Source organism: Aromatoleum sp. (assembly GCF_032027225.1).
GTDB lineage: Bacteria > Pseudomonadota > Gammaproteobacteria > Burkholderiales > Rhodocyclaceae > Aromatoleum.
Genome location: NZ_JAVSMM010000012.1, coordinates 66590 through 88244, shown reverse-complemented (window position 1 = coordinate 88244; position 21655 = coordinate 66590). Strand labels below are relative to the sequence as shown.

Genomic DNA, 21655 nt, shown 5'->3' with positions numbered 1-21655 from the left:
GGCCGCGCCCTTTTCTACCAAGATGTCTGATCCGAGAGCACTCCTAGAATGAACGTCGACAGGATCCTGTCCGCGTCGCCATGGATCGAGGTTTTTGTGAAGAACCTCTACTGGCGCTCCAGCTTGGTACACAAGTTCCTCGCCCCGCGGGCGCGTAACCACGCCAAGCCGGCAAATGCTCGGGTAGCAGGCGTTGAATATTTGTCTTTCGACCGCATCATCGATCAACTCCGCACCTTTGGTGTTCAGGAGGGAGACATCGCGATCGTTCACTCCTCAGGCTCCGCCCTCAAATCGACCGGACTCTCCCCTGCCGAGATCTGTGAGCGGCTACTTAAGTTTCTCGGGCCAGAAGGAACTCTCGCGCTGCCAGCAATTCCACTGTTACGCGAAGAGCCGACTGGTCTGGGGCGGTTGACCGATGCAATCTGTACTAAACGTCTTGTCTATGACGTACGCAGGACGCCGCCATGGACCGGCGCTATCCCGAAGGCGCTGTTGGCGATGTCAGGGACCATACGCAGCCGTCATCCGCTCAACACAATGGCCGCCGTCGGACCGCATGCCGCGCCGATGATGAAGGCTAATATCGACGGCGATCGTCCCACGGCGTGTGGCCCACGCTCTTCATGGAAGTATTGCGCGGACCATAATGCAAAAATCGTGTGTCTGGGCGTGGATACCGCACATAGCCTCACGATGATTCATGTGGCAGAAGACAGTTGGGCCGAACGATGGCCGATTGCCAATTGGTATCGCGATCGGCTGTTCCACGTCCAAGATGGCGAGTTCGAGGTCGACCTGACTGTTCGTGAGCGACGCCCTCATTGGGCGATGTACTACGGAGAGCGAACGCTTCAAAAGGAGTTAATCGGCCATGGGATTCTCAAGGTCGCCAATGTCGACGGTCTGCGCATCGAAAGTTGCGAATCCACCGCATTGGTCGAATTTCTCAACGCCAGAAAGGCGAAGGCTTACCCATATTGGTTACCATTCTGGACTAGGTCCGCGCGATGAGTGCCTGGACTGTCAGAGCCCTCCGCAAGGCGTTGCGACCGTTGGTGGCCGACAAGAGGGGCATGGTCTGTCATTCGCATGGGGCGCTGTATCGTTCCAACTATGCTCTGGATCGCTCGGAGTTCATCTGTCAGCTTCCCCCGCTCGGATTTCTGGGCCGGATCGGCCGACAATTCCGCTCTGTGGACCGCGTGCTTAGGATCTCTCCGAGCCACGCAATGATTATGGACGGCGGTTTGTTCATCGCGCGCCGCTCGGAGATCTGGTGCTGCGATTTACGAACTGGCCGACTGACGCTCGATTTTCACATTCCAGACGGGCGACGTGCCCTTGAGTTCAGTTGCATAGAGCAGCCTGGCGGCGACTCCTTGCTTGTCTTTGGCGAGTACTTCGATAATCCGCATCGAGGTCTGGTCCGTATTTGGGGACGCTCAAATCAGCGAGGAACTTGGACTGTGTTGGCCGAGATTCCGGCAGGCGAAATCGAGCATATTCATGCGGTGACTGCGATCGGAGATCGGGTTTGGGTGCTATGCGGTGATTTCGAGCATTCGGCGAGTATATGGACGAGCGATAGTGGGTTTTCGTCGATAACCCCAGTGCTACGCGGTCGACAGGCATATCGGGCAGCATGGATCGCGAAGGTCGGCGGACGTCTGCTCTATGCGACCGATACGCAGCTCGAGACGAATCACGTCTTCGAACTCTTGGAGGAAGGGGGGGGCGGGGGTATCCGGGAGATCGCAAGTATTGATGGCAGCTCGATATACAGTGGTCGCGGACCTGGCTGTCTTTTTTTTTCGACAACAGTCGAAAGCGGGATGCCATCGGGCAATTTGCTGCTCGACATGCTGGATTCTCGTCGTGGTCCGGGAATCCTGTCAGAACGTGCGAAAATCATGATGATTGATGCTCGAGGGCAGCCCGAGGAGCTTTTCTCCGCGGCGAAGGATGCCCTGCCCTTTCGTTTGGCCCAGTTCGGCACCTTCACGTTTCCCTCTGGCGAGATGCCGGAGGACATTACGGTGGCCTACGGCACCGCGGTCAGAGGGTTTGATGACACTTGTCTCGTATTCTCGAGATGACTCAAACGGTTATTGTCATTTGCCCTTTCGCGCGGGAATTGGGATATTGAAAAATCTGCGCTCGCTACTCGATGGGCTGGAACAGAGCGGGCTCTTACCGGTGCTAATGGTGACGGTCTGCATTCAGGGAACGGTGATTCTCGGGCAGTTCCTCGTAGCACTGATTCTCAGTCCCTCTGAACTCGGCGTGATCCGTTCGCTCGAGAGCGCCTTGTCGGTCTTGGTGCTAGTTGGTAGCGCGGGCACGCAGGCTCTATCGATTCGAGATATCGCCGAGGAGCAGAACCCTAGGCGGCGGATGATCGCCCTGCGCAACATCTACCTCGTTGTCATCACTGGCGCTCTGATCGTAGGACTAACCGTAGTCGGCGCGCGTGCGCTAATGAGACCATCGGCGATTGTCGATGCGGTTGCCCTGTGTGCTGGAATGGTGCTGTTGACGAACATGCTCAGGGCAACAACCGGGTTCGCGCAGGGGGCGGCCCTCGTTCAACACTGCTATCGGCGACTGATGGTCCTTTCCGGCGTTTCAATCGTCTTGCAGATTTCGCTCGCCGGGGCGCGGGGCATTCCCGGCTGGATTGCGGCGCGTTATCTCGGTGAGGCAGTGACTCTGATCGGCCTACTGATCGTGCTGCGTCGAGCGACCCCGCCCGTTCCCTGGCGTGCACCGCTGGAGTGGGTGGAGTTGATGCGCAGCGTTCGGCATGGTAGCGCGGTCAATCTTGCGCTGGTACTGCGCCTGCTTGCCGATAGCCTGCCGGTACTCGCGTTGACTGCGTTCAAAGTTCCGACTGACCGGATCGGGGTATTTGGACTGGCAATGCTGGCGCTTACCTCGGTCACCCTTCCTCTGGCGGTTCTCGTGCAGCGTGCGCTTCCGAAGATGGTGTCCGCCCTCAGCCGGAAGGGCGCGATGGAAGCTCAGATGTCCGAACTAGTGCGCATGACGCTGCTAACCGGCGTTGTCGGAGCCGCTGCGTTGTGTGCTGTCTCCATGATTGCCTACTGGTTGATCGGTGGCGCGTACTCGTCGGCTTTTTTGTTCGCCGCCGTGCTCAGCTGGATCCTGCCCATAAAGGCACTAGCCCTCGCGTACGGGACGCGTCTGATGGTGGTACGTCGTTATGGGGCATCGGTCTGGATCAACCTGGCCGAAGTCGCGCTCGGAGGAGGCGTATGCTTTTTAGGCATACCAGCCTGGGGGGCGCAGGGTGCGGCGGTGGCTGTTGCACTGGGCACCGTCTGGTCGGCGGCCGCCCTTTGTGCGGTTTCTTGCCGGATGAAACGATGGAGTTTGTAATAGTGCTGGATCAACCCATTGGATTTCGCGGACGTTTTGGTCCGCTGCGTCCTCAGATACTATTTCTTGCATTCTGGATGGCGGGAATCTTGCTGCCCCTGATGCCCTTCATCGACGAGACTGACGGTTTTTCGATCTTTTGGGGCTATTCGTTCCGCGACAAGACTCAGGCTATCCAGAGCGCACTCCTGATTTACGGCAGTGTGCTTCTGCTCGTGTTTGCAGGTGTATCAGCGGGAATCGCTTGGTCCCGGGTCACCGTACGTACACGTAGGGTGCGATGGAGGCGGGGTTGGTCGTTCGAGCGGCGCGCGCGGCTGGTGATCGGCGTTGGCTTAGCATCCATTCTCGTGACCATAGTGCTGCTCGGTGGGGTAGAGAATTGGCTATTGGCCGGCAGCGACCGGATTCGCCAGTTTGCTGGGCTGAACTTCATCGTGATGTTGCAGAACAGCCTGCTGTCCGTATCACTCGCCTGGTTTATCAAGATTGCCTCTCGGCATCAGCCGTTGTCATTGTTGTGCCATCTCCGCTTCATTGCGTTCTCGGTTCTTGCGCTAATGCTAGTGGCCCTACAGGGGGCCAAGTCGACGGTCTTTGTGTACTTGCTGGCGATGCTGATCGTCTGGCATGTCCGGGTTCGTCAGTTGTCGTTTCTTAGGCTGGCGTTAATTGGTTGCCTCACGTTCGTGCTGCTGATGGTTTATCACGTGGTCAAGCAGGAGTACCTGGTGGTTGGCGAGTTCGTTTTCTACGACCAGCAGGAGGGATTCTTCGCGAGCTTCTCCCGGATGCTGTTTCAGCAACTCACTGGAAATCTGATGCAGTTGCAGTGCATGGCAGTCCTGGTGGATGCGATACCGAACGAACTGTCCTTTCAGCAAGGGGAAACCTTGAAGATGGTATTTCTGATCTGGCTACCCTCGCTCCTCTTCCCCGACAAGCCGCCCACTGCGCCCGGAGTCTTCACCCTAGCGTTGTGGCCGGAGAAGTGGGAGAACGAAGCAACGACCATGCCGCCAGGTCTATTTGGAGAGTTCTACTTGAACTTCGGATGGGTGGGTGTTGCATTTGGTGCCCTGATCTTCGGCGCTGTCTATGGTGTTGCCTACGGCCGGGCTGCCCGGAGCGGGAGGGATGTGCCGCTTGGGATCTACGTAATGATGGCAGGTGTGATGCTGCACTACTTCCGCGGTGAGCTTGCTGCCGTGACCGTATTGCTATTGTCGATGTTAGTCCCGCTTGTCTGGATGCTCCGGGGCGAGCTTAGAACGGACCGGCGCATGGTGCTCAAGCATGCGACAGTGATTGCCGCGGGGAAAAACTGAGATGTGTGGAATCTATGGGGCTACGGGTCCGTTACGCAAGCCATTATTCGGCTTATCGGCGATACGGCGGCGCGGGCCGGACGACTGCGGCCACTGGGCCGACGAAGAGGCTCGGGTCTGGCTGGGTCACGTGCGGTTGTCTATCCTCGATACTTCAGCGGCCGGCCATCAACCTATGGTCTCGCACGACGGCCGCATTGTGATGGCCTATAACGGCGAGATATATAATTACCGCGAGTTGCGAGAGGCGCTGGAGGTCCAGGGGGAGCAGTTCAGCGGGAACTCGGATTCGGAGGTGCTCCTCGCGCTGTTTGCGCGTGACGGTGTCCGTTGCTTCGAAGCGCTTAACGGGATATTCGCCGCCGCGTTCTGGGAGCGAGACAGCGCCACGCTGACGCTGGTGCGCGATCCACTTGGCGTAAAACCCTTATACCTTGCTGAATGCGCTGGGCGCCTTGCGTTCGCCAGCGAATTGAAAGCTCTGCTGCGCGCGGGCGATGTAACGCCTGACCTCAACCCGCTCGCCGTGCTTCACCACCTCGGCTACCTGTGGTCGCCCGGTTCTGGGACTATCGTCAAAGGCGTGCGCAAGCTCTTGCCAGGGTACGCTCTGCAGGCTCGGCATGGAGAAGTGTTGCGCGAATGGCGCTACCGCGATATCGGCTTTTCGTCAGCCGTTCAAGTCTCGCTGTCGGTTGATGAAGCTGCACGGCAAGTTGCCGCGGCTGTCGAGGAAGCGGTTCGGCGGCAGATGGTCGCCGACGTGCCGCTAGGTGCATTTCTGTCGGGGGGGCTGGACTCTTCAGCCGTGGTCGCATTTGCCCAGCGTCATCGTAGCGCGGCCAACCGGCTGCAGTGCTTCAGCATCGAGGTAACCGACGGATCGACTGCGACAGAAGGATTCGCCGACGATCTTCCCTACGCGCGCCGCGTAGCAGACCATCTTGGCGTCGATTTGCACGTTGTCAAAATTGGCGGCGAGATGATGGATCGGCTGCCTGAAATGATCTATCTGCTCGATGAGCCGACGCCCGACCCGGCGGCACTGAATGCGCTGTTTATTTCGGAGTTGGCTCGATCGCAGGGGATAAAGGTTCTGCTGTCAGGCGCCGGGGGTGATGACATCTTTACCGGTTACCGTCGCCACTTTGCACTGACCCAGGAACGCTGGTGGTCGTGGTGGCCGGCTCCGCTGCGTCGTGGGTTGAGCGATCTCTCGGGAAGTTTGTCCGCGCGCACTCCTCTTCTGCGTCGTATCGGCAAAGCGTTCCAGTACGCAGGTCTCGATAGTGAGCGCCGGCTCGCGAGCTATTTCCTGTGGATGGAGCCTGCCCGCGCTTTGTCGCTGCTGTCGCCCGAAATGCGACAGGGCTTGAGCGTCGAAGCGATGTTCGATCCGCTCGTCAGGACGCTCAGGGAATTACCTGCGGACACCGATGCGCTTAATCGCATGCTTTACCTGGAGTGCAAGCATTTTCTCGCCGACCATAATCTGAACTACACCGACAAGATGGGTATGGCTGCAGGAGTGGAGGTGCGAGTTCCCCTACTTGATCTGGATTTGGTCTCGCTTGCCGGTAGTCTCCCTCTCAACTATAAGCAGCACGGCCGCATCGGCAAGTGGATCTTCAAGCGTGCGATGGAGCCGTATCTTCCGCACGACGTGATCTATCGGCCTAAGACCGGCTTCGGGGTGCCTTTGCGGCGCTGGTTGCAGGGGCCGTTGCGAGACATCGTCGACGAATCCTTGTCGCCGCAGAACATTGCTGTGCGAGGCGTTTTCGACGCGGGCGAAGTTCAGCGCCTGGTGAACGAAGATCGCGCGGGGAGGCTTGATGCTTCCTACCCAATTTTCGGCCTAGTCTGTCTTGAGTTGTGGTGTCGCCAGTACCTGGATGGTCACTACGCACTCGATCCCAAACTTTAGCTGGTGAGTAACTTCAGTTTGGTTATTCATGGGGCCCCCTTGCCTACTGCCGAAATCCTCGTTGTCGGGTCTGATGGTGAGCTCCAGGTATTACGACCCTTGGGTCTGACCGGATTGTGAAATGGTTGAGGTATTGATGAAACAAATTGTTCAAAACATGGGTAGCGGTGAGACGTCCGTGCTCACAATCCCCGCGCCAGCACTGCAGACCGGCACGCTACTGATCCGGACGACGAACAGCCTGATTTCCGCGGGGACCGAGCGGATGCTGATTGACTTCGGGCGTTCAAACTGGATCGACAAGGCTCGCCAGCAGCCCGACAAGGTCAAGATGGTGCTGGAGAAGATCCAGACCGATGGGCTGATGACTACCATCGAGGCTGTCCAGTCCAAGCTCGCGCGACCCTTACCGTTGGGTTACTGCAACGTGGGCGTGGTGGCTGAACTTGACTCGGCGGTGGATGGTTTCAAACTGGGCGACCGTGTGGTGTCCAACGGGCCTCATGCCGAGGTGGCGAAGGTGCCGAAAAACCTATGCGCCCGCATTCCGGATGCTGTGGACGACGAGTCCGCTTCTTTCGTAGTGTTAGCCAGCATCGGCCTGCAGGGTATTCGCTTGGCGAAGCCGACGCTGGGGGAGGCCTTCGTAGTCACGGGAGTAGGACTGATCGGTCTGTTGACCGTTCAGTTGCTCCGCGCCCACGGTTGCCGCGTGCTTGCCATTGATTTTGACGAGGCTAAGCTGGCTCTGGCTCACCAATATGGCGCTGTCACCTGCAACCCCAGCAAGGGGGAAGACCCAGTGGCTGCCGGCATGGCCTTCAGCCGGGGGCGGGGGGTAGATGGGGTGATCATCACCGCCTCCACCAAGTCTACCGATCCTGTCGCGCACGCTGCGCGTATGAGCCGCAAGCGCGGGCGGATCATCTTGGTGGGCGTGACCGGACTAGAGCTGAATCGGGCTGACTTTTATGAGAAGGAGCTGAGCTTTCAAGTCTCCTGCTCCTACGGCCCTGGTCGGTATGACCCGAACTATGAAGACAAGGGGCAGGATTACCCGCTGGGCTTTGTCCGATGGACGGAACAGCGCAACTTCGAGGCCGTGCTCGACATGTTGGCCGGCGGCCAGTTGGACGTGAAGCCGCTCATTACGCACCGCTTTGCGTTTGAAGACGCCCAAAAGGCCTATCGGATCCTTACCGAAGACAAGAGCAGCCTGGGAATTTTGCTTCGATACACCTCGCCGATCGCCGAGCGTCCCGCGCGCAGCGTTACGTTGGCGCCCGGCGCCCGCTTTGACGCGGAGCGCCCGGTACTGGGTTTCATCGGCGCGGGCAACTATGCTTCACGCATGCTGATTCCGGCCTTCAAGGCGGCAGGTGCGCAATTTCACACGGTCGTCACGGCGGGTGGCATCAATGGCGTGATCCATGGTGAAAAGGCGGGTTTCGCCGAGGCATCCACCGATATGGCCGCCATGCTTGGCAACGCTGCTGTCAACACGGTGGTTATTGTCACCCGCCACGACACGCACGCCAGTTTTGTGGCCCAGGCGTTGAAGGCCGGCAAGAACGTTTTTGTGGAGAAGCCGCTGGCGATTCACCATGCCGAGTTGGCCGAAGTGCAGGCGGCTTATACCGAGGCGCACCGGTACGGCTGCGGGGGCGGTCAGGGTCCGCGGCTGATGGTGGGCTTCAATCGTCGCTTTTCTCCACACGTGCAAAAGATGAAGGCCTTGCTGCAGGCGGTGAAAGAACCTAAGTCGTTCATAATGACCATGAACGCGGGCGCCATTCCGGCCAACCACTGGACGCAGGACAACGCGGTGGGCGGCGGCCGGATCATTGGCGAGGCCTGCCATTTCATCGACCTGATGCGTTTTCTGGCAGGCAGCCCCATCGTGTCCGTCCAAGCGCGGCGCATGGGAGATGCGCCCGGGGTGCAGATTACGGAGGACAAGGCGTCCATCACCCTTGGGTTTGAAGACGGGTCCTTCGGCACCATTTTTTACCTGGCTAACGGTGCGGCAAGCTTCCCGAAAGAGCGGGTCGAGGTATTTGCCGCGGGCCGTGTGCTGCAACTGGACAACTTCCGCAAGCTCAAGGGCTACGGCTGGCCGGGTTTTAACAGGCTCAATCTGTGGAAGCAGGACAAGGGCCAAAGGGCCTGCGCGGCGGCGTTCCTGAACGCTGTTGAGAATCGAGTGCCGGCCATTCCGCCGGACGAGATTTTTCAGGTGGCGCGGGTGACCATCGACGTGGCGGAGCAGTTGCGCAAGCAATGAGCGCTTTCATGTCCAAAGCGGGGACAGCGCTCGCGCTGGGCCTGCCCAACATAGCCCGCGCGGCCTCATACCGCGTGGGCGTCAAGCTGGGGTTGAACCCTGTGCGCCGGCTGCACGCCGCCGTGCCGCAGCGGCCGTTCTTTTCGACGCCCACGTTGGAGGAAGTGCCATGGCCGCCCGTCGGTGGCTGGCAGACGTCGGCGCGGTTGTTCAGCTATTGGCCCTATACGGTGACGGCCCAGCCGCCGGACTGGCAGGCCAATCCGTTTACCGGGGAGCGTGTGGCCGCGCCGGAGCGCGGTTGGTGGCAGATTCCCGATTTCGATCCTGAAGTGGGCGACATCAAGGTCATTTGGGAATTGTCTCGGATGGACTGGGTGCTGGCTTTTGCGCAGCGCGCACGCAATGGTGATGACAAAGCGCTCGCCCGGGTGAACGACTGGCTGGCCGACTGGTGCGCCCACAATCCACCTTACCGTGGCCCCAACTGGAAGTGTGGGCAAGAGGCCTCTATGCGCGTCATGCACCTGGCCATGGCGGCGCTCATGCTGGGCCAGGCGCGGCAGCCCGCGCCTGGCCTGCTTGATCTGGTGCGCCTGCATTTGCAGCGTATTGCGCCGACCGTGCAATACGCCGTGGCGCAAGACAATAACCATGGCACTTCGGAGGCTGCGGCGCTGTTCATCGGCGGTAGCTGGCTAGCTCCGCTGGGGGTGGCTGAGGGGGAGCAATGGCAGAAAATTGGCCGCCGCTGGCTGGAAAACCGCGCCGCTCGGTTGATCGGACCGGATGGCAGTTTCAGCCAGTATTCGCTGAATTACCACCGCGTACTGTTGGACACCTTCTGCATGGCAGAGGTGTGGCGCCGCCACTTAGGGCTGCCGGCGTTTTCCGCGCCTTGGTGTGAACGTGTGCGGGCGGCCACCCAGTGGCTGTACTACATGCTCAGTCCGCGCAATGGCGACGGCCCTAACCTGGGCGCCAACGACGGCGCTCGGCTGCTGCAATTAACGGATACTGCTTACCGCGACTACCGCCCCAGCGTGCAGCTGGCTATGGCCTTGTTTGCGGACCAGCGCGCTTTTGCAGAAGACGGCCTATGGAACCGTCCCTTGCAGTGGCTGGGCGTGCCAGTGCCGCAGGCACTGGCACCGCAGCCAGGGAGCCGTGTGGCGGACGATGGTGGCTTTGCCGTGCTGCGGCGTGGGTCGGCCATGGCCATGTTGCGCTACCCGCGCTTTCGTTTCCGGCCCAGCCAGGCCGATGCCCTGCATCTGGACTTGTGGCTGGATGGCGACAACCTGCTGCGCGATGCCGGTTCCTACAGCTACAACAGCGAGCCGCAGTGGCTGAACTACTTTGGCGGCACGGCCAGTCACAACACCGTACAGTTTGATGGCCGCGACCAGATGCCGCGCCTGAGTCGTTTCCTGTTTGGAAACTGGCTCAGAACCTCGGTTATCGAGCCGCTGACGGAAGAGGGGCTGACGGTTCGTTTTGCGGCCGGCTACCGGGACCGCCAAGGGGCCAGCCACCGCCGCCGCATCAGCTTGAGTGACTCGCACCTGATAGTGGTGGACGAGGTGGCGGGCTTCGCGCGCAAGGCCGTTTTGCGCTGGCGCGTGGCGCCGGGCACGTGGCAATTGGAAGGTCGGCTAGACGAGGCGCGCCTGACGAATGGGACGCATGTGCTGACGGTGCTGGCCAGCATGCCCATCGTCCGCTGCGACGTGATCGAGGGTTGGGAGTCGCGTCACTATCTTGAGAAGACCCCCGTGTCGGTGCTTGAAATTGAAACTGCGCAGCCAGGCACCTTGACGACGGAATATCGGTGGGCAGCATGAAAGTTCTCTATTTTCATCAGCATTTTTCAACGCCCAAGGGATCTGCCGGCATCCGCTCTTATGAAATGGCGCGCAAACTGGTGGCGCGCGGGCATCAGGTCACCATGGTATGCGGTAGCTATAGCGGGGGCGAAACTGGCCTGAGCACGGCGTTTGCGCATGGGCGGCGGCGCGGCGTTGTGGACGACATCGAGATCATCGAATTCGACTTGGCCTATTCCAACGGCGATGGCTTCGTGAAACGCGCACTGACGTTCCTGAAGTTCGCCCTGCGCAGCTGCGGCTTGGCGTTCACCGAACGGTATGACGTTCTATTTGCCACCACTACGCCACTTACAGCGGGCGTTCCCTGCATCCTAGCGCGCTGGCTGCGTGGCAAACCGTTTGTATTTGAGGTGCGGGACCTGTGGCCTGAGCTGCCTCGGGCCATGGGTGTGATTCGCAATCCACTAGTGCTGGGCGCCATGTCCGCGTTGGAGTGGGCCAGTTATCGTTCGGCCCACCGACTAATTGGGCTGTCGCCCGGAATTGTGGAAGGCATTGCGCAGCGGGGCGTGCCGCGGGAGCGTATTGCGCTAGTGCCCAACGGGTGCGATCTGGGTATTTTTGCTGGAACGGCGGAGCCGTGGCGGCCCCCGCAGGTACGGGCAACTGACTTGCTGGCCGTGTTTGCCGGCACCCACGGCATGGCCAACGGCCTTGATGCCGTGCTGGATGCCGCTGCCGAACTCAAACGCCGTGGCCGCGATGATATCAAGCTGCTGCTAATTGGCCAGGGCAAGTTAAAGGCAGGCCTGCAGGCACGCGCCGAGCGCGAGGGGCTGGACAACGTCGTGTTCCACGACGCCGTCAATAAGGTGCGTCTTGCGGGCCTGATGGCGGCCACTGACGTGGGCTTGCAAATACTGGCCAATGTGCCGGCTTTTTACTATGGCACTTCGCCTAACAAGTTTTTTGACTACATAGCCGCCGGGCTGCCGGTGCTGAACAATTACCCTGGTTGGCTGGCCGAGCTGATTGGACAGCAGCGCTGTGGCTTCGCCGTGCCGCCCGACAACCCTGCTGTCTTTGCCGATGCGCTGGAGAAAGCTGCCGGCGACCGCGCCGCCCTGAAGGTCATGGGTGAGCGTGGCCGAGCGCTCGCTGAAAAGGAATTTGACCGGGCGTTGCTGGCGGATCGATGGGTGGATTGGATGGAAAGTACGCAATTGTCGGCTCGGACCGTCCACTCACGTGCCAGCTAACACAGATTATGTATTGAGACTATGAAGCGTTCTTTTGACATCGTTTTGGCCTCTCTGGCTCTTCTGCTGCTTGGTCTTCCGCTCCTGTTCCTCATCGGGCAGGTACACCGCAAACTCGGTAGCCCGGTGTTTTTCCATCAGACGCGGCCAGGCCTGCGCGGCGAGCCGTTCCAGATGTTGAAAGTTCGCACCATGACGGATGCACGGGGGCCCGATGGTCAGCAGCTACCGGATGCAGAGCGGCTTACTCCGTTTGGCCGCTTGCTGCGATCCACCAGTTTGGACGAGCTGCCGGAGCTGTGGAACGTGTTAAAGGGCGATATGAGCCTTGTTGGTCCGCGGCCGCTGTTGATGGAATACTTGCCGCTTTACACCGCAGAGCAGCGTCGGCGGCATGAAGTCCGGCCCGGGATCACCGGCTGGGCGCAGGTGAATGGACGCAACGCGCTCAGTTGGGACGAGAAATTCCGCCTCGACGTGTGGTACGTCGACAATCATTCGTTCCTTCTCGACCTAAAGATTCTTTTCCTCACGGTCCGTAAGGTATTCAAGCGCGAGGGTATCAGCGCGGCCGGCGAGGCTACGATGCCGAAGTTTACCGGCACCCTCCCGCAGGAGGAGCGGTGAAAAAAATCTTGTACGGAGTCTATGGCGCCAGCGGCTGTGGCCGCGGTGTGATGCCCTTGGCTCGCGAGGAGTTGCAGCGGTTGGGCATCCCGTTGGAGAGGCTCGTATTTGTCGATGATAATGCCGCCCGCACGGTGGTAAACGGGCATAGCGTGGTCAGGTACGAGGATTTCCTTGCCATTCCGGCGGACGAGCGCCGCGCCGTTATCGCGGTTGCGAACGGTGGCGTGCGCAGCAAGCTGGCGGCGCGTTGCGCGGACGACGGTGTAGGTGCTTGGTCCATTGTCGCGGGGAATGTCGTTGTTATGGATGATGCTGCGGTTGGGGCAGGATCAATCCTTTGTCCGTTTGTTACGCTCACGTCCAACATACGTGTGGGGAAGTACTTCCACGCAAATCTTTACAGCTATGTTGAGCACGACTGCACGATTGGTGACTACGTTACCTTTGCGCCGGGAGTGAAGTGCAACGGAAATGTTTTCATCGAGGACTTCGCATACCTGGGATCGGGGGCGGTCATCAAGCAAGGCAGGCCGGGGATGCCCCTCCGGATCGGCCGCGGAGCAATCGTCGGAATGGGTGCGGTCGTTACGAAGGATGTTCCCGCGGGAGCAACGGTCGTCGGCAATCCTGCCAGATTGATGAGCAAGGACTGAAAGTGCTAAATACCCCATTTAACCCGTGGCCGAGTTTTTCCGATGAAGAGGCGGATGCGGTCCGCGCGGTGCTCCTTTCCAACCGGGTCAATTACTGGACTGGGGATGAATGCCGGCAGTTCGAACGGGAGTTCGCGGCCTGGGCCGGCACTGAATACGCCGTCGCGCTCGCAAACGGCACGGTGGCGCTCGACGTCGCGCTCAAGGCGCTGGAAATCGGCGGGGGGGACGAGGTCGTTGTTACCCCGCGCACCTTTCTCGCGTCGGTTTCGAGCATTGTCAACGCCGGCGCGACGCCCGTGTTCGCCGACGTCGACCGCGACTCGCAGAACATCACCGCGCAAACGATCCGTCCGCTGCTGAACGAGCGGACGAAAGCGATTGTTTGCGTTCATCTCGCCGGCTGGCCGTGCGACATGGATCCGATCCTCGAGTTGGCTGCGGAGCACGAGCTGCGCGTCATTGAGGACTGCGCGCAGGCGCATGGTGCGCAGTACAAGGGCCGCTGCGTGGGCTCGCTGGGCGACGTTGCGGCATGGTCGTTCTGTCAGGACAAGATCATGACGACGGCCGGCGAAGGGGGGATGGTCACAACAAACGATCGCGAATTGTGGTCACGAATGTGGTCGTACAAGGATCACGGCAAGTCGTGGGAAGCAGTGTACGAGCGCGATCATCCGGCAGGTTTCCGGTGGCTGCACGACAGCTTCGGTACGAACTGGCGGATGCTCGAGATGCAGGCGGTCGTCGGCCGCATTCAGTTGCGGAAGATGCCGGACTGGCATTCCGCGAGACGCGAGAACGCGCGGCAGATCTGGGAGACAGCACGCGAGCTTCCCGGGCTGAGGGTGCCCCCCGTGCCAGACGAGATCGTTCACGCGGCGTACAAGTGCTACGTGTTCGTCGAGCCCGGACGCCTTCGTGGCGGTTGGAGTCGGGATCGCATCATTGCGGAAATCAATGCCGGCGGGGTGCCCTGCTATTCGGGTTCGTGTTCGGAGGTCTATCAGGAGAGGGCTTTCGACGGAACCGGATGGAGGCCGGCCGAGCGTCTGGCGGTCGCACGCGAGCTCGGCGAAACGAGCCTGATGTTTCTCGTGCACCCTACCTTGACGGACGTCGAGATCGGAAAAACTTGTGATGTGCTCGCCACGGTCATGGGGCGCGCTGCGAAGTAAGGAAATACGTGGGGATGGGGCGGACTAGGGCCGCCTCTTGTCGTCCCCTGTCGCCGGTTCGCCAGCCGCCCATGTCCGAGAGACCCGTGTTGCAGGCGGCCGGGACGAATAAAGGAGCGTCAAATTGCAGAGAAGACTCCGTTCGCTAATGATTTTCTCGTTCGATTTGCTCGCCGTCGCGCTCGCGTGGATCGGCGGCTTTCTCGTGCGCTTCAATTTTGAGTGGCCGACCGCATACGAACACCAGATGGCCGTTGGCCTCGTGGTCCTGCTGATCACGCAGACGCTCGCGTCGCGCTGGGCGGGGCTTTACCGCGGGATGTGGATATTTGCCAGTCTCCCCGACCTGAAGCGTGTGTTAAAAGCAGTTATGGCGTCCTCCGTCGTGCTGATCGCGCTCGTGGCCGTTGACCGAGGCAATCCACCGATCCCGCGCTCGCTGATGCTCGTCTATCCGGTCCTGCTGCTTGTCGTCATGGGCGGGGGCCGCGCGATGTGGCGGATGTGGAAGGAACATCGCCTCTACGGGGGGCTGATCGCCCAAGGCAAGCCCGTCGTGGTCGTAGGGGCGGGGTCCGGCGGCTTGATGCTTGTCCGCGCGCTGGAGCGTTGTGCTGACTGGCGCGTAGTCGCCCTGGTCGATGATGACGGCTCCAAGCACGGCCTCGAACTTTGTGGTCGGCGCGTTACGGGCTCGGTTAGGGACCTCCCAGCGGTTCTCGAGGATTCCCGCGCGAAGCACGTAATCCTCGCGATGCCGTCTGCCGCGGGCGAAGTACTCCGTCGCGCGACAGACCTCGCAGTCCGCGCGGGCGCGCAGGTGTTTACGGTGCCCGGTTTGGAGGATCTGATGAGCGGCCGCGTCGCGATCAACTCGATGCGTCCGGTCGCGATCGAGGACTTGCTCGGGCGCGATCCTGTCCGGATCGACGTCGCGCACGTGGGCGCGATGTTGTCGGGCAAAACCGTGATGGTGACGGGAGCCGGCGGCTCGATCGGAAGCGAGCTGTGCCGCCAGCTCGCGCGGTTCTCGCCGCGCCGGCTGATGCTGTTCGAGGCCAATGAGTTTGCGCTGTATCAGATCGAGCAGTGGTTCACGCAGCATAAACCGGAAATCGAAATCGTCTGTCTGGCCGGCGACGTCAAGGACGGCACCCGTCTCGACGAGGTTTTTATCGCACACTCCCCGCAAGTCGTCTTCCACGCCGCCGCCTACAAGCACGTTCCCCTGATGGAAGTCCGCAACGCGTGGCAGGCGGTGCGCAATAACGTGCTTGGGACGCTGCGCGTTGCGGAGCACGCTCAACGCTACGGCGCGGAGCGCTTCGTGCTGATCTCGACCGACAAGGCGGTCAATCCGACCAACGTGATGGGTGCGACGAAGCGCCTAGCGGAAATGGTGTGCGAGGCGCTGCATTCGCGGGGTGGGGCGACGCAATTCGAGATGGTGCGCTTCGGCAACGTGCTCGGCAGCACCGGCAGCGTGATCCCAAAATTCCAGGAGCAGATCGCGCGCGGCGGACCGGTGACGGTGACGCATCCGGAGATCAACCGCTACTTCATGTCGATTCCTGAGGCGGCGCAACTCGTGCTGCAGGCGGCGGCGATGGGGCAGGGGGGCGAGGTGTTCGTGCTCGACATGGGTGAGCCGGTCAAGATCGTCGATCTCGCGCGCAACATGATCCGGTTGTCGGGCTACTCGGAAGAGGAGATCCGGATCGAGTTCACCGGGCTGCGGCCGGGCGAGAAGCTGTATGAGGAATTGCTCGCAGATTCGGAGGTGACGCGCGAGACGCCGCATCCGAAGCTGCGCATCGCGCGGTCGCGCCCGGTGGCAGCGAGCTTTCTCGCGGAGCTCGAGGCGTGGCTCGCGCGGTCGGGGCCGGTGTCGGATGACGAGGTCCGCAGGGGGCTGCAGCGCTGGGTGCCGGAGTACGCGCCGGCGCCCGCGCGCCCGGCGTTGCGCGTTGTGGAGGGCGCCGGAACGGTGTTTGCTCCCGCGAGGGCGGCGGGCGGCTGAGCGTTCGAGCGGCTCCGCGCCCGGACTGCTCGTTTGCGTGAACCCCGCCCAGGACGGAAATCCTGTTCCGTTGGCAGGGGGCCTGTGGCGGACGTCTTCGGCCGGACTGTTACAGCTTGCGCGTCCGACGTTTCCCCAAGTCGCTTATCGCGTACGCTGCCCGCTACAATCGGTTCATTTCCGCTTCCCGACTGCATTTCCCGGACACAGATGGCGACATACGCGATAGGCGACATCCAGGGCTGTTACGACCCGCTACGGCGACTGCTCGACCGGACGAAGTTCGATCCTGCCGTGGACCGGCTGTGGGTTGTCGGCGACCTGGTCAATCGCGGCCCCGCGTCGGTGCATGTGCTGCGCTTTTTGCGCGATCTCGGCGACGTGGCGAAGGTGGTCCTCGGCAACCACGATCTTTACTTGCTAATGCGCGCGGCGGGCTACGAGCGGCGCGAACAGGGCGACACGCTGTATCAGGTATTCGAGGCCCCGGACCGTGACGAGCTGATCGCGTGGGTGTCGCGCCAGCCCTTGATGCACGTCGAGGGCGATTTTGCGATGGTGCATGCGGGACTGCTTCCCGGCTGGTCGATCGGCAAGGCGCAGTCGCTCGCGGCCGAAGTCGCGGCGGCGCTGGCCGGCCCCGACGCGAAGAGTTTGCTGCTCAACCTCGCGGGCAACACTCCCGAGGGCTGGTCCGACGACTTGTACGGATGGGATCGGCTGCGAGTCGTCGTCAATGCGCTGACGCGGATGCGCTTCTGCACGCCCGATGGTCGGATGGCGTTGGAGGCGAAAGGCTCTCCCGATGGGGCTCCGCCGGGAACGATGCCGTGGTTCCGCGTCCCCGAGCGCTCGTATCGCACGCACACCGTCGTTTGCGGCCACTGGTCCGCGCTGGGCTTCCATCGCGAACCCGGCTTGATCGCACTCGATTCGGGCTGCGTGTGGGGCGGCAAGCTGACTGCGGTGCGGCTCGAGGACGGAGAAGCGTTCCAGGTGCTGGGATAGGTTGCGCCTGGAGTGTCGGCACTTTCCGGTCGGATGGCGTCGCATCGCGCGGGGTGGAAGGAGAGTTCGTGCTTCGGCGGGAGGTTCGACGAAGCGTACTTCCCCTCAAGAGTGAACAGCGTTTTCGGCCGCAACGATCTCTTCGCAGCTGATCGGGAAGGTTTGCCGATCCAATGTCGGAGCCGGCTTGTCGGCGATTCCCCGTGCGATGACGTCGCGGGCGGTCTCGGCGAGCGCGCGCCGCGTCACGCTTTCCGTTGTCGGCAACGGCGGTGCCGCGAGCGTCCGCGCGACGAGCCGCGGCTCCGCGATGATCGCCGCGAGACACTCGCCGAGGCTCACGTCCCCGATATACGCCGGGGCCGGGCTCAAAGAGCCTTCCGGCGAGCGGTACGAAATCGACACCGGCTGAATTGCATGCCTGGACTCGATCGCGGGCTGCAGCAGCGCGGCGTGGAAATGCAGCACGTGCGTGCCGTCGGTCGTCGTGCCTTCGGGGAAGAGCGCGACGTTGCGGCCGGCGTCGAGCAGCGTGCCGATCTCGCCGTTGATGATCTTCGCGTGGCCCCGGCTCCCGCGCCGCAGGAACACGGTTTCGTTCTTCGCCGCGAGCCAGCCGACGACCGGCCATCCGCGCACTTCGGCCTTCGACACGAAGGCCGACGGCGCGAGCGCGTTCAACACGAAGATGTCGAGCCACGAGATGTGGTTCGCAACCACCAGGCAGCCGGGCTGGATCGCGCCACTCGCTTGGAGTTCGACGCCGAGCAGCGCGAGCAGCCGACGCGACCAGCGCTGGCGCAGTCGGCGGTGCGTGGCCGACGAGGTCAACGGATGGACGGTAAGGACCGTCGCGACTCCTTGCGCTACATGCAGCGCGAGCCGCAGGTAGCGCCAGGAGCGGACGGGAAGGCTGGCGCGCAGTCGCGCGGGTGAGGTCGGGTGTTTCAGTCTTTGCGTCCCATGAAGTGACGAGCGTAGCGGCCGTCGACCTTGTCCATCGACAGCAGGATCGGCAGGTCGGCGGTGTTGAAGTCGGGATCCCACGCCGGTTCGCCGCAAATCCAGGCGCCGGCGCGCAGATAACCCTTGATCAGCGGCGGCGCTTCCGCCGGCAGGTCGCCGCGCAGGCGGTCGAGCGGCAGCGGACTGCGCGGGAACACGCGGTATTCGAGCGGCGCCGCGTGAGAATCCTTGAGACGATTATATAGGCTCGCGGCGCCATGCCCGCCGTCGGCCATGCTGACCGACGCGCAGCCGATCAGATAGTCGTAGCCGTTGTCCTGCATGTAGCGGGCGAGACCCGCCCACAGCAGCGCGACGACCGCGCCGCTGCGGTAGTCGGCGTCGATGCACGAGCGCCCAATTTCGACCATGCGGCTGCGCAAATGCTGCAGGCGAGTGAGGTCGAATTCGGTTTCGGTGTAGTAGTTGCCGACCAGGCGCGATGCGAACGGTGGCAGGATCCGGTAGGTGCCGACGATCCGGCCGGCGTCTTCGTCGCGGACGACCAGGTGTTCGCAAAACGGATCGTAGATGTCCCGATCGACGCCGGGCGTGTGCGTCGGCAAGCGCGCGCCCATCTCGTCGGCGAACACGCGGAAACGCAGCTTCTGCGCTTCCAGGATTTCGGACTCGCAGGTCGCGAGGGCGACGTGCAGGTTACGGCGACTGCGGGGGGCGGATTGCTGCAGTTTCTCGAGCATCGAGGTTCGCCTCGTTTCGTTTTCGATGACGCCATTCTTGAATTGCCGCATTGCGGCACGGTGAAGCGGCCGTTACGATGCCGTGACATCGGGTTCCGAAAAGCAGGAGGGAAGAAATGGAAAACTGCGTGTTCTGTCGTATCGCGAAAGGAGAGTTGCCGGCGTCGAAAGTCTATGAGGACGATTCGACGATCGCCTTCATGGATCTGCAATCGGTGAATCCCGGCCACATGCTCGTCGTCGTGAAGCCGCACCGCGCGAACATCTACGAGCTCGACGACGAGCTTGCAAGCGCAGCGATGCGCACCGCGGCGAAGATGGCTCGTGCGGCGAAGAAGGCGTACGGCTGCGAAGGGGTCACGCTGTTGCAGGCGAACGAACCGGCCGGCGCGCAGACGGTGTTCCATTTCCACATCCACGTGCTGCCGCGCTGGGAAGGCGACGGCATGGCGCTGGCGTGGCCGGCGAAAAACCCGACGCGCGACGCGCTCGAGGAGATGGCGGCGAAGCTGCGCGCCGCGCTTTGAACGAAGGCGCCGGGGCGCTGCGGGCGATTTCGCCCCGCGCGTCCCGCGGACCGGGACGCCTATAATGTCGGCCTGTCCCGTCCTCTGGCCGCCTCATGTCCATCCTCGTCTGCGGTTCCGTCGCCTACGACACGATCATGGTGTTCCATGATCGCTTCAAGCAGCACATCCTGCCCGAGCAGATCCATATCCTGAACGTTTCCTTCCTCGTGCCCGACATGCGGCGCGAGTTCGGCGGCTGCGCCGGCAACATCGCGTACAACCTGAAGCTCCTCGGCGCGGACGCTCTGATCATGGCGACGGTCGGCGACGACGCGGGGCCCTATCGCGAGCGCCTGCAGAAGCTCGGCTTGCGGCAGGACCACTTGCGTCACGTGCCGGACACCTTCACCGCGCAGGCCTTCATCACGACGGACCTCGACGACAACCAGATCACCGCGTTCCATCCGGGCGCGATGAATCACTCGCATCTCAATCGTGTCGAGGACGCAGTCGACGTGAAGCTCGGCATCGTCTCGCCCGACGGCCGCGACGGGATGATGAATCACGCGGCGCAGTTCGCCGCCGCGGGGATCCCGTTCGTGTTCGACCCGGGGCAGGGCATGCCGCTCTTCTCCGGCGGCGAACTCCTGGAGTGCCTGAAACTGGCGCGGTACTGCACGGTCAACGATTACGAGGCGCGCCTGCTGTGCGAACGAACCGGGCGCTCGCTGTCCCAGCTTGCAGAGGTGGTCGAGGCGCTGGTCGTCACCTTGGGGCCGGAAGGCGCCCATATCTACGCCGAGGGACGGCGTATCGAGATCCCGTGCGTGCCCGCGCAAGCGCTGGTCGATCCGACCGGCTGCGGTGACGCGCATCGCGCGGGGCTGCTCTACGGCATCGCGAACGGTTATGACTGGACACGCACCGGCCGGCTCGCTTCGCTGATGGGGTCGATCAAAATTGGGAGCCGGGGCGGACAGAACCACGCGCCGGCGCGCGCGGAAATCGCCGATCGCTACGCGGCGGCATTCGGAGAATCGTTATGGTGAACAGGAAAGGGGAAGTGCGGTCAGCGGTTGCCGTGATGGCGCTGGCGGCTGTGCTTGGGGTGACGGGATGTGCGTCCGGTCTCGGCGGCGGGACTTACTCCCGCGGCGAGACGCGGCGGACGATGGTGGTGCAGTACGGGACGGTCGAGGCGACCCGCGCGGTGCAGCTCGAAGGCACGAAAACGCCGATCGGGCCGGGCGCGGGCGCGGTCGTCGGCGGCATCGCAGGCAGCGGCGTGGGCGGTGGCCGCGGGCAGGGCATCGCGACGGTGCTGGGCGCGGTCGCAGGCGGCCTCGCGGGCGCAGCCGTCGAGGAGGGTTCCACGCGCAAGCCGGGCATCGAGGTCACGGTGCGGCTCGAAAACGGGCAGGTGCTGGCCGTCGTGCAGGAAGACGACGGCGCGGTCTTCCGGCCCGGCGACCGCGTCCGTGTGCTGCGCGACAGCGGCACGACGCGGGTCACGCACTAAGGCGGTTAGCCGAGGATCACCAGGCCCCACACCGCGACGAGATTCAGCAGCGCGATCAGCACCGCCGCGCTGCCGATGTCTTTCGCGCGCTTCGCGAGACGGTGGCGCTCGAGCGACACGCGGTCGACGGTCGCTTCGATCGCTGAATTCACGAGTTCCACGATCAGCAACAGCAGCACGCTGCCGACGAGCATCGCCTTGCCGACCGCCTCGACGGGCAGCAGCACCGCGAGCGGAATCAGGATCGCGGCGAGGATGCATTCCTGGCGGAACGCGTCTTCGTGCCGAAACGCGGCGCTGAGGCCAGCGAGCGAATAGCGGAACGCGTTCCAGACGCGCATCAGGCCGGTTTTCCCTTTGAACGGGCTTTCGCGGGTCTCGGGGTTGCGGTGTTCCATCG

Annotated in this window: 19 protein-coding genes; 16 read left to right on the top strand and 3 right to left on the bottom strand. The window is 62.2% G+C overall.

The features are described 5' to 3' along the window. Positions 1-48: 48 nt before the first annotated feature. The 13 genes from ROZ37_RS14010 (at position 49) to ROZ37_RS13950 (ending at position 17521) form a co-directional block, all read left to right on the top strand. Positions 49-1017, top strand: a complete 969-nt coding sequence (locus tag ROZ37_RS14010) for an AAC(3) family N-acetyltransferase (RefSeq protein ID WP_312660185.1) — start codon at positions 49-51, stop codon at positions 1015-1017. 218 nt (positions 1018-1235) lie between these two features. Next, the gene (locus ROZ37_RS14005; protein ID WP_312660184.1) at positions 1236-2102 is read left to right on the top strand and encodes a hypothetical protein; all 867 of its coding nucleotides are present in this window, start codon (positions 1236-1238) and stop codon (positions 2100-2102) included. Continuing rightward, positions 2074-3405, top strand: a complete 1332-nt coding sequence (locus ROZ37_RS14000; RefSeq protein WP_312660183.1) for a hypothetical protein — start codon at positions 2074-2076, stop codon at positions 3403-3405. The genes ROZ37_RS14005 and ROZ37_RS14000 overlap by 29 nt, the downstream gene beginning before the upstream one ends. Further along, the gene (locus ROZ37_RS13995; protein ID WP_312660181.1) at positions 3393-4733 is read left to right on the top strand and encodes an O-antigen polymerase; all 1341 of its coding nucleotides are present in this window, start codon (positions 3393-3395) and stop codon (positions 4731-4733) included. The genes ROZ37_RS14000 and ROZ37_RS13995 overlap by 13 nt, the downstream gene beginning before the upstream one ends. Before the next feature lies 1 nt (position 4734). Next, a complete protein-coding gene (gene asnB, locus ROZ37_RS13990; protein ID WP_312660180.1) occupies positions 4735-6660 on the top strand; it encodes an asparagine synthase (glutamine-hydrolyzing) in 1926 nt (641 codons plus the stop codon). Between the two features lie 121 nt (positions 6661-6781). Beyond that, the gene (locus ROZ37_RS13985) at positions 6782-8944 is read left to right on the top strand and encodes a bi-domain-containing oxidoreductase (RefSeq protein WP_312660179.1); all 2163 of its coding nucleotides are present in this window, start codon (positions 6782-6784) and stop codon (positions 8942-8944) included. Continuing rightward, positions 8941-10788, top strand: a complete 1848-nt coding sequence (locus ROZ37_RS13980) for an alginate lyase family protein (protein WP_312660178.1) — start codon at positions 8941-8943, stop codon at positions 10786-10788. The genes ROZ37_RS13985 and ROZ37_RS13980 overlap by 4 nt, the downstream gene beginning before the upstream one ends. After that, a complete protein-coding gene (locus tag ROZ37_RS13975; protein WP_312660177.1) occupies positions 10785-12032 on the top strand; it encodes a glycosyltransferase family 4 protein in 1248 nt (415 codons plus the stop codon). The genes ROZ37_RS13980 and ROZ37_RS13975 overlap by 4 nt, the downstream gene beginning before the upstream one ends. Positions 12033-12053: 21 nt before the next feature. Beyond that, positions 12054-12659: a sugar transferase gene (locus tag ROZ37_RS13970; RefSeq protein WP_312660176.1), complete on the top strand. Its 606-nt coding sequence runs from the start codon at positions 12054-12056 to the stop codon at positions 12657-12659. Continuing rightward, a complete protein-coding gene (locus tag ROZ37_RS13965; RefSeq protein WP_312660175.1) occupies positions 12656-13315 on the top strand; it encodes an acetyltransferase in 660 nt (219 codons plus the stop codon). Before ROZ37_RS13970 ends, ROZ37_RS13965 begins: the two co-directional genes overlap by 4 nt. A 2-nt stretch (positions 13316-13317) precedes the next feature. Next, the gene (locus ROZ37_RS13960) at positions 13318-14493 is read left to right on the top strand and encodes a DegT/DnrJ/EryC1/StrS aminotransferase family protein (RefSeq protein WP_312660174.1); all 1176 of its coding nucleotides are present in this window, start codon (positions 13318-13320) and stop codon (positions 14491-14493) included. A gap of 148 nt (positions 14494-14641) precedes the next feature. Beyond that, positions 14642-16513, top strand: a complete 1872-nt coding sequence (locus ROZ37_RS13955) for a nucleoside-diphosphate sugar epimerase/dehydratase (protein ID WP_312660172.1) — start codon at positions 14642-14644, stop codon at positions 16511-16513. A 210-nt stretch (positions 16514-16723) separates the two neighbouring features. After that, positions 16724-17521: a symmetrical bis(5'-nucleosyl)-tetraphosphatase gene (locus ROZ37_RS13950; RefSeq protein ID WP_312660170.1), complete on the top strand. Its 798-nt coding sequence runs from the start codon at positions 16724-16726 to the stop codon at positions 17519-17521. A gap of 105 nt (positions 17522-17626) precedes the next feature. Here ROZ37_RS13950 and ROZ37_RS13945 read toward each other — a convergent pair whose 3' ends face one another. Next, positions 17627-18352, bottom strand: a complete 726-nt coding sequence (locus tag ROZ37_RS13945) for a lysophospholipid acyltransferase family protein (RefSeq protein WP_312660169.1) — start codon at positions 18350-18352, stop codon at positions 17627-17629. 116 nt (positions 18353-18468) lie between these two features. After that, on the bottom strand, positions 18469-19227 hold the full coding sequence (locus ROZ37_RS13940) for a GNAT family N-acyltransferase (protein WP_312660167.1): 759 nt from the start codon (positions 19225-19227) through the stop codon (positions 18469-18471). Between the two features lie 116 nt (positions 19228-19343). Here ROZ37_RS13940 and ROZ37_RS13935 point away from each other — a divergent pair, with 116 nt between their 5' ends. The 3 genes from ROZ37_RS13935 (at position 19344) to ROZ37_RS13925 (ending at position 21255) form a co-directional block, all read left to right on the top strand. Continuing rightward, positions 19344-19754 (top strand): HIT family protein, encoded by a 411-nt coding sequence (locus ROZ37_RS13935; RefSeq protein ID WP_312660164.1) that lies wholly within the window; start codon positions 19344-19346, stop codon positions 19752-19754. 95 nt (positions 19755-19849) lie between these two features. After that, complete coding sequence (locus ROZ37_RS13930) at positions 19850-20785, top strand: carbohydrate kinase family protein (RefSeq protein ID WP_312660161.1); 936 nt, start codon at positions 19850-19852, stop codon at positions 20783-20785. Beyond that, complete coding sequence (locus ROZ37_RS13925; RefSeq protein WP_312660159.1) at positions 20779-21255, top strand: glycine zipper 2TM domain-containing protein; 477 nt, start codon at positions 20779-20781, stop codon at positions 21253-21255. The genes ROZ37_RS13930 and ROZ37_RS13925 overlap by 7 nt, the downstream gene beginning before the upstream one ends. 5 nt (positions 21256-21260) lie before the next feature. On the opposite strand, the gene ROZ37_RS13920 is transcribed toward ROZ37_RS13925, so the two are convergent. Further along, positions 21261-21653 carry a diacylglycerol kinase gene (locus tag ROZ37_RS13920; protein ID WP_312660157.1) on the bottom strand — a complete coding sequence of 131 codons (393 nt, stop codon included), beginning with the start codon at positions 21651-21653 and terminating at the stop codon, positions 21261-21263. Positions 21654-21655 lie beyond the last annotated feature (2 nt).

Excerpts from the sequence above, each read along its gene's own strand:
- ROZ37_RS14010 (WP_312660185.1), top strand. The coding sequence starts at position 49 with ATGAACGTCGACAGGATCCTGTCCGCGTCGCCATGGATCGAGGTTTTT.
- ROZ37_RS14005 (WP_312660184.1), top strand. The coding sequence starts at position 1,236 with ATGATTATGGACGGCGGTTTGTTCATCGCGCGCCGCTCGGAGATCTGG.
- ROZ37_RS14000 (WP_312660183.1), top strand. The coding sequence starts at position 2,074 with ATGACACTTGTCTCGTATTCTCGAGATGACTCAAACGGTTATTGTCAT.
- ROZ37_RS13995 (WP_312660181.1), top strand. The coding sequence starts at position 3,393 with ATGGAGTTTGTAATAGTGCTGGATCAACCCATTGGATTTCGCGGACGT.
- asnB (WP_312660180.1), top strand. The coding sequence starts at position 4,735 with ATGTGTGGAATCTATGGGGCTACGGGTCCGTTACGCAAGCCATTATTC.
- ROZ37_RS13985 (WP_312660179.1), top strand. The coding sequence starts at position 6,782 with ATGGTTGAGGTATTGATGAAACAAATTGTTCAAAACATGGGTAGCGGT.
- ROZ37_RS13980 (WP_312660178.1), top strand. The coding sequence starts at position 8,941 with ATGAGCGCTTTCATGTCCAAAGCGGGGACAGCGCTCGCGCTGGGCCTG.
- ROZ37_RS13975 (WP_312660177.1), top strand. The coding sequence starts at position 10,785 with ATGAAAGTTCTCTATTTTCATCAGCATTTTTCAACGCCCAAGGGATCT.
- ROZ37_RS13970 (WP_312660176.1), top strand. The coding sequence starts at position 12,054 with ATGAAGCGTTCTTTTGACATCGTTTTGGCCTCTCTGGCTCTTCTGCTG.
- ROZ37_RS13955 (WP_312660172.1), top strand. The coding sequence starts at position 14,642 with ATGATTTTCTCGTTCGATTTGCTCGCCGTCGCGCTCGCGTGGATCGGC.
- ROZ37_RS13950 (WP_312660170.1), top strand. The coding sequence starts at position 16,724 with ATGGCGACATACGCGATAGGCGACATCCAGGGCTGTTACGACCCGCTA.
- ROZ37_RS13940 (WP_312660167.1), bottom strand. The coding sequence starts at position 19,227 with ATGCTCGAGAAACTGCAGCAATCCGCCCCCCGCAGTCGCCGTAACCTG.
- ROZ37_RS13935 (WP_312660164.1), top strand. The coding sequence starts at position 19,344 with ATGGAAAACTGCGTGTTCTGTCGTATCGCGAAAGGAGAGTTGCCGGCG.
- ROZ37_RS13930 (WP_312660161.1), top strand. The coding sequence starts at position 19,850 with ATGTCCATCCTCGTCTGCGGTTCCGTCGCCTACGACACGATCATGGTG.
- ROZ37_RS13925 (WP_312660159.1), top strand. The coding sequence starts at position 20,779 with ATGGTGAACAGGAAAGGGGAAGTGCGGTCAGCGGTTGCCGTGATGGCG.
- ROZ37_RS13920 (WP_312660157.1), bottom strand. The coding sequence starts at position 21,653 with ATGGAACACCGCAACCCCGAGACCCGCGAAAGCCCGTTCAAAGGGAAA.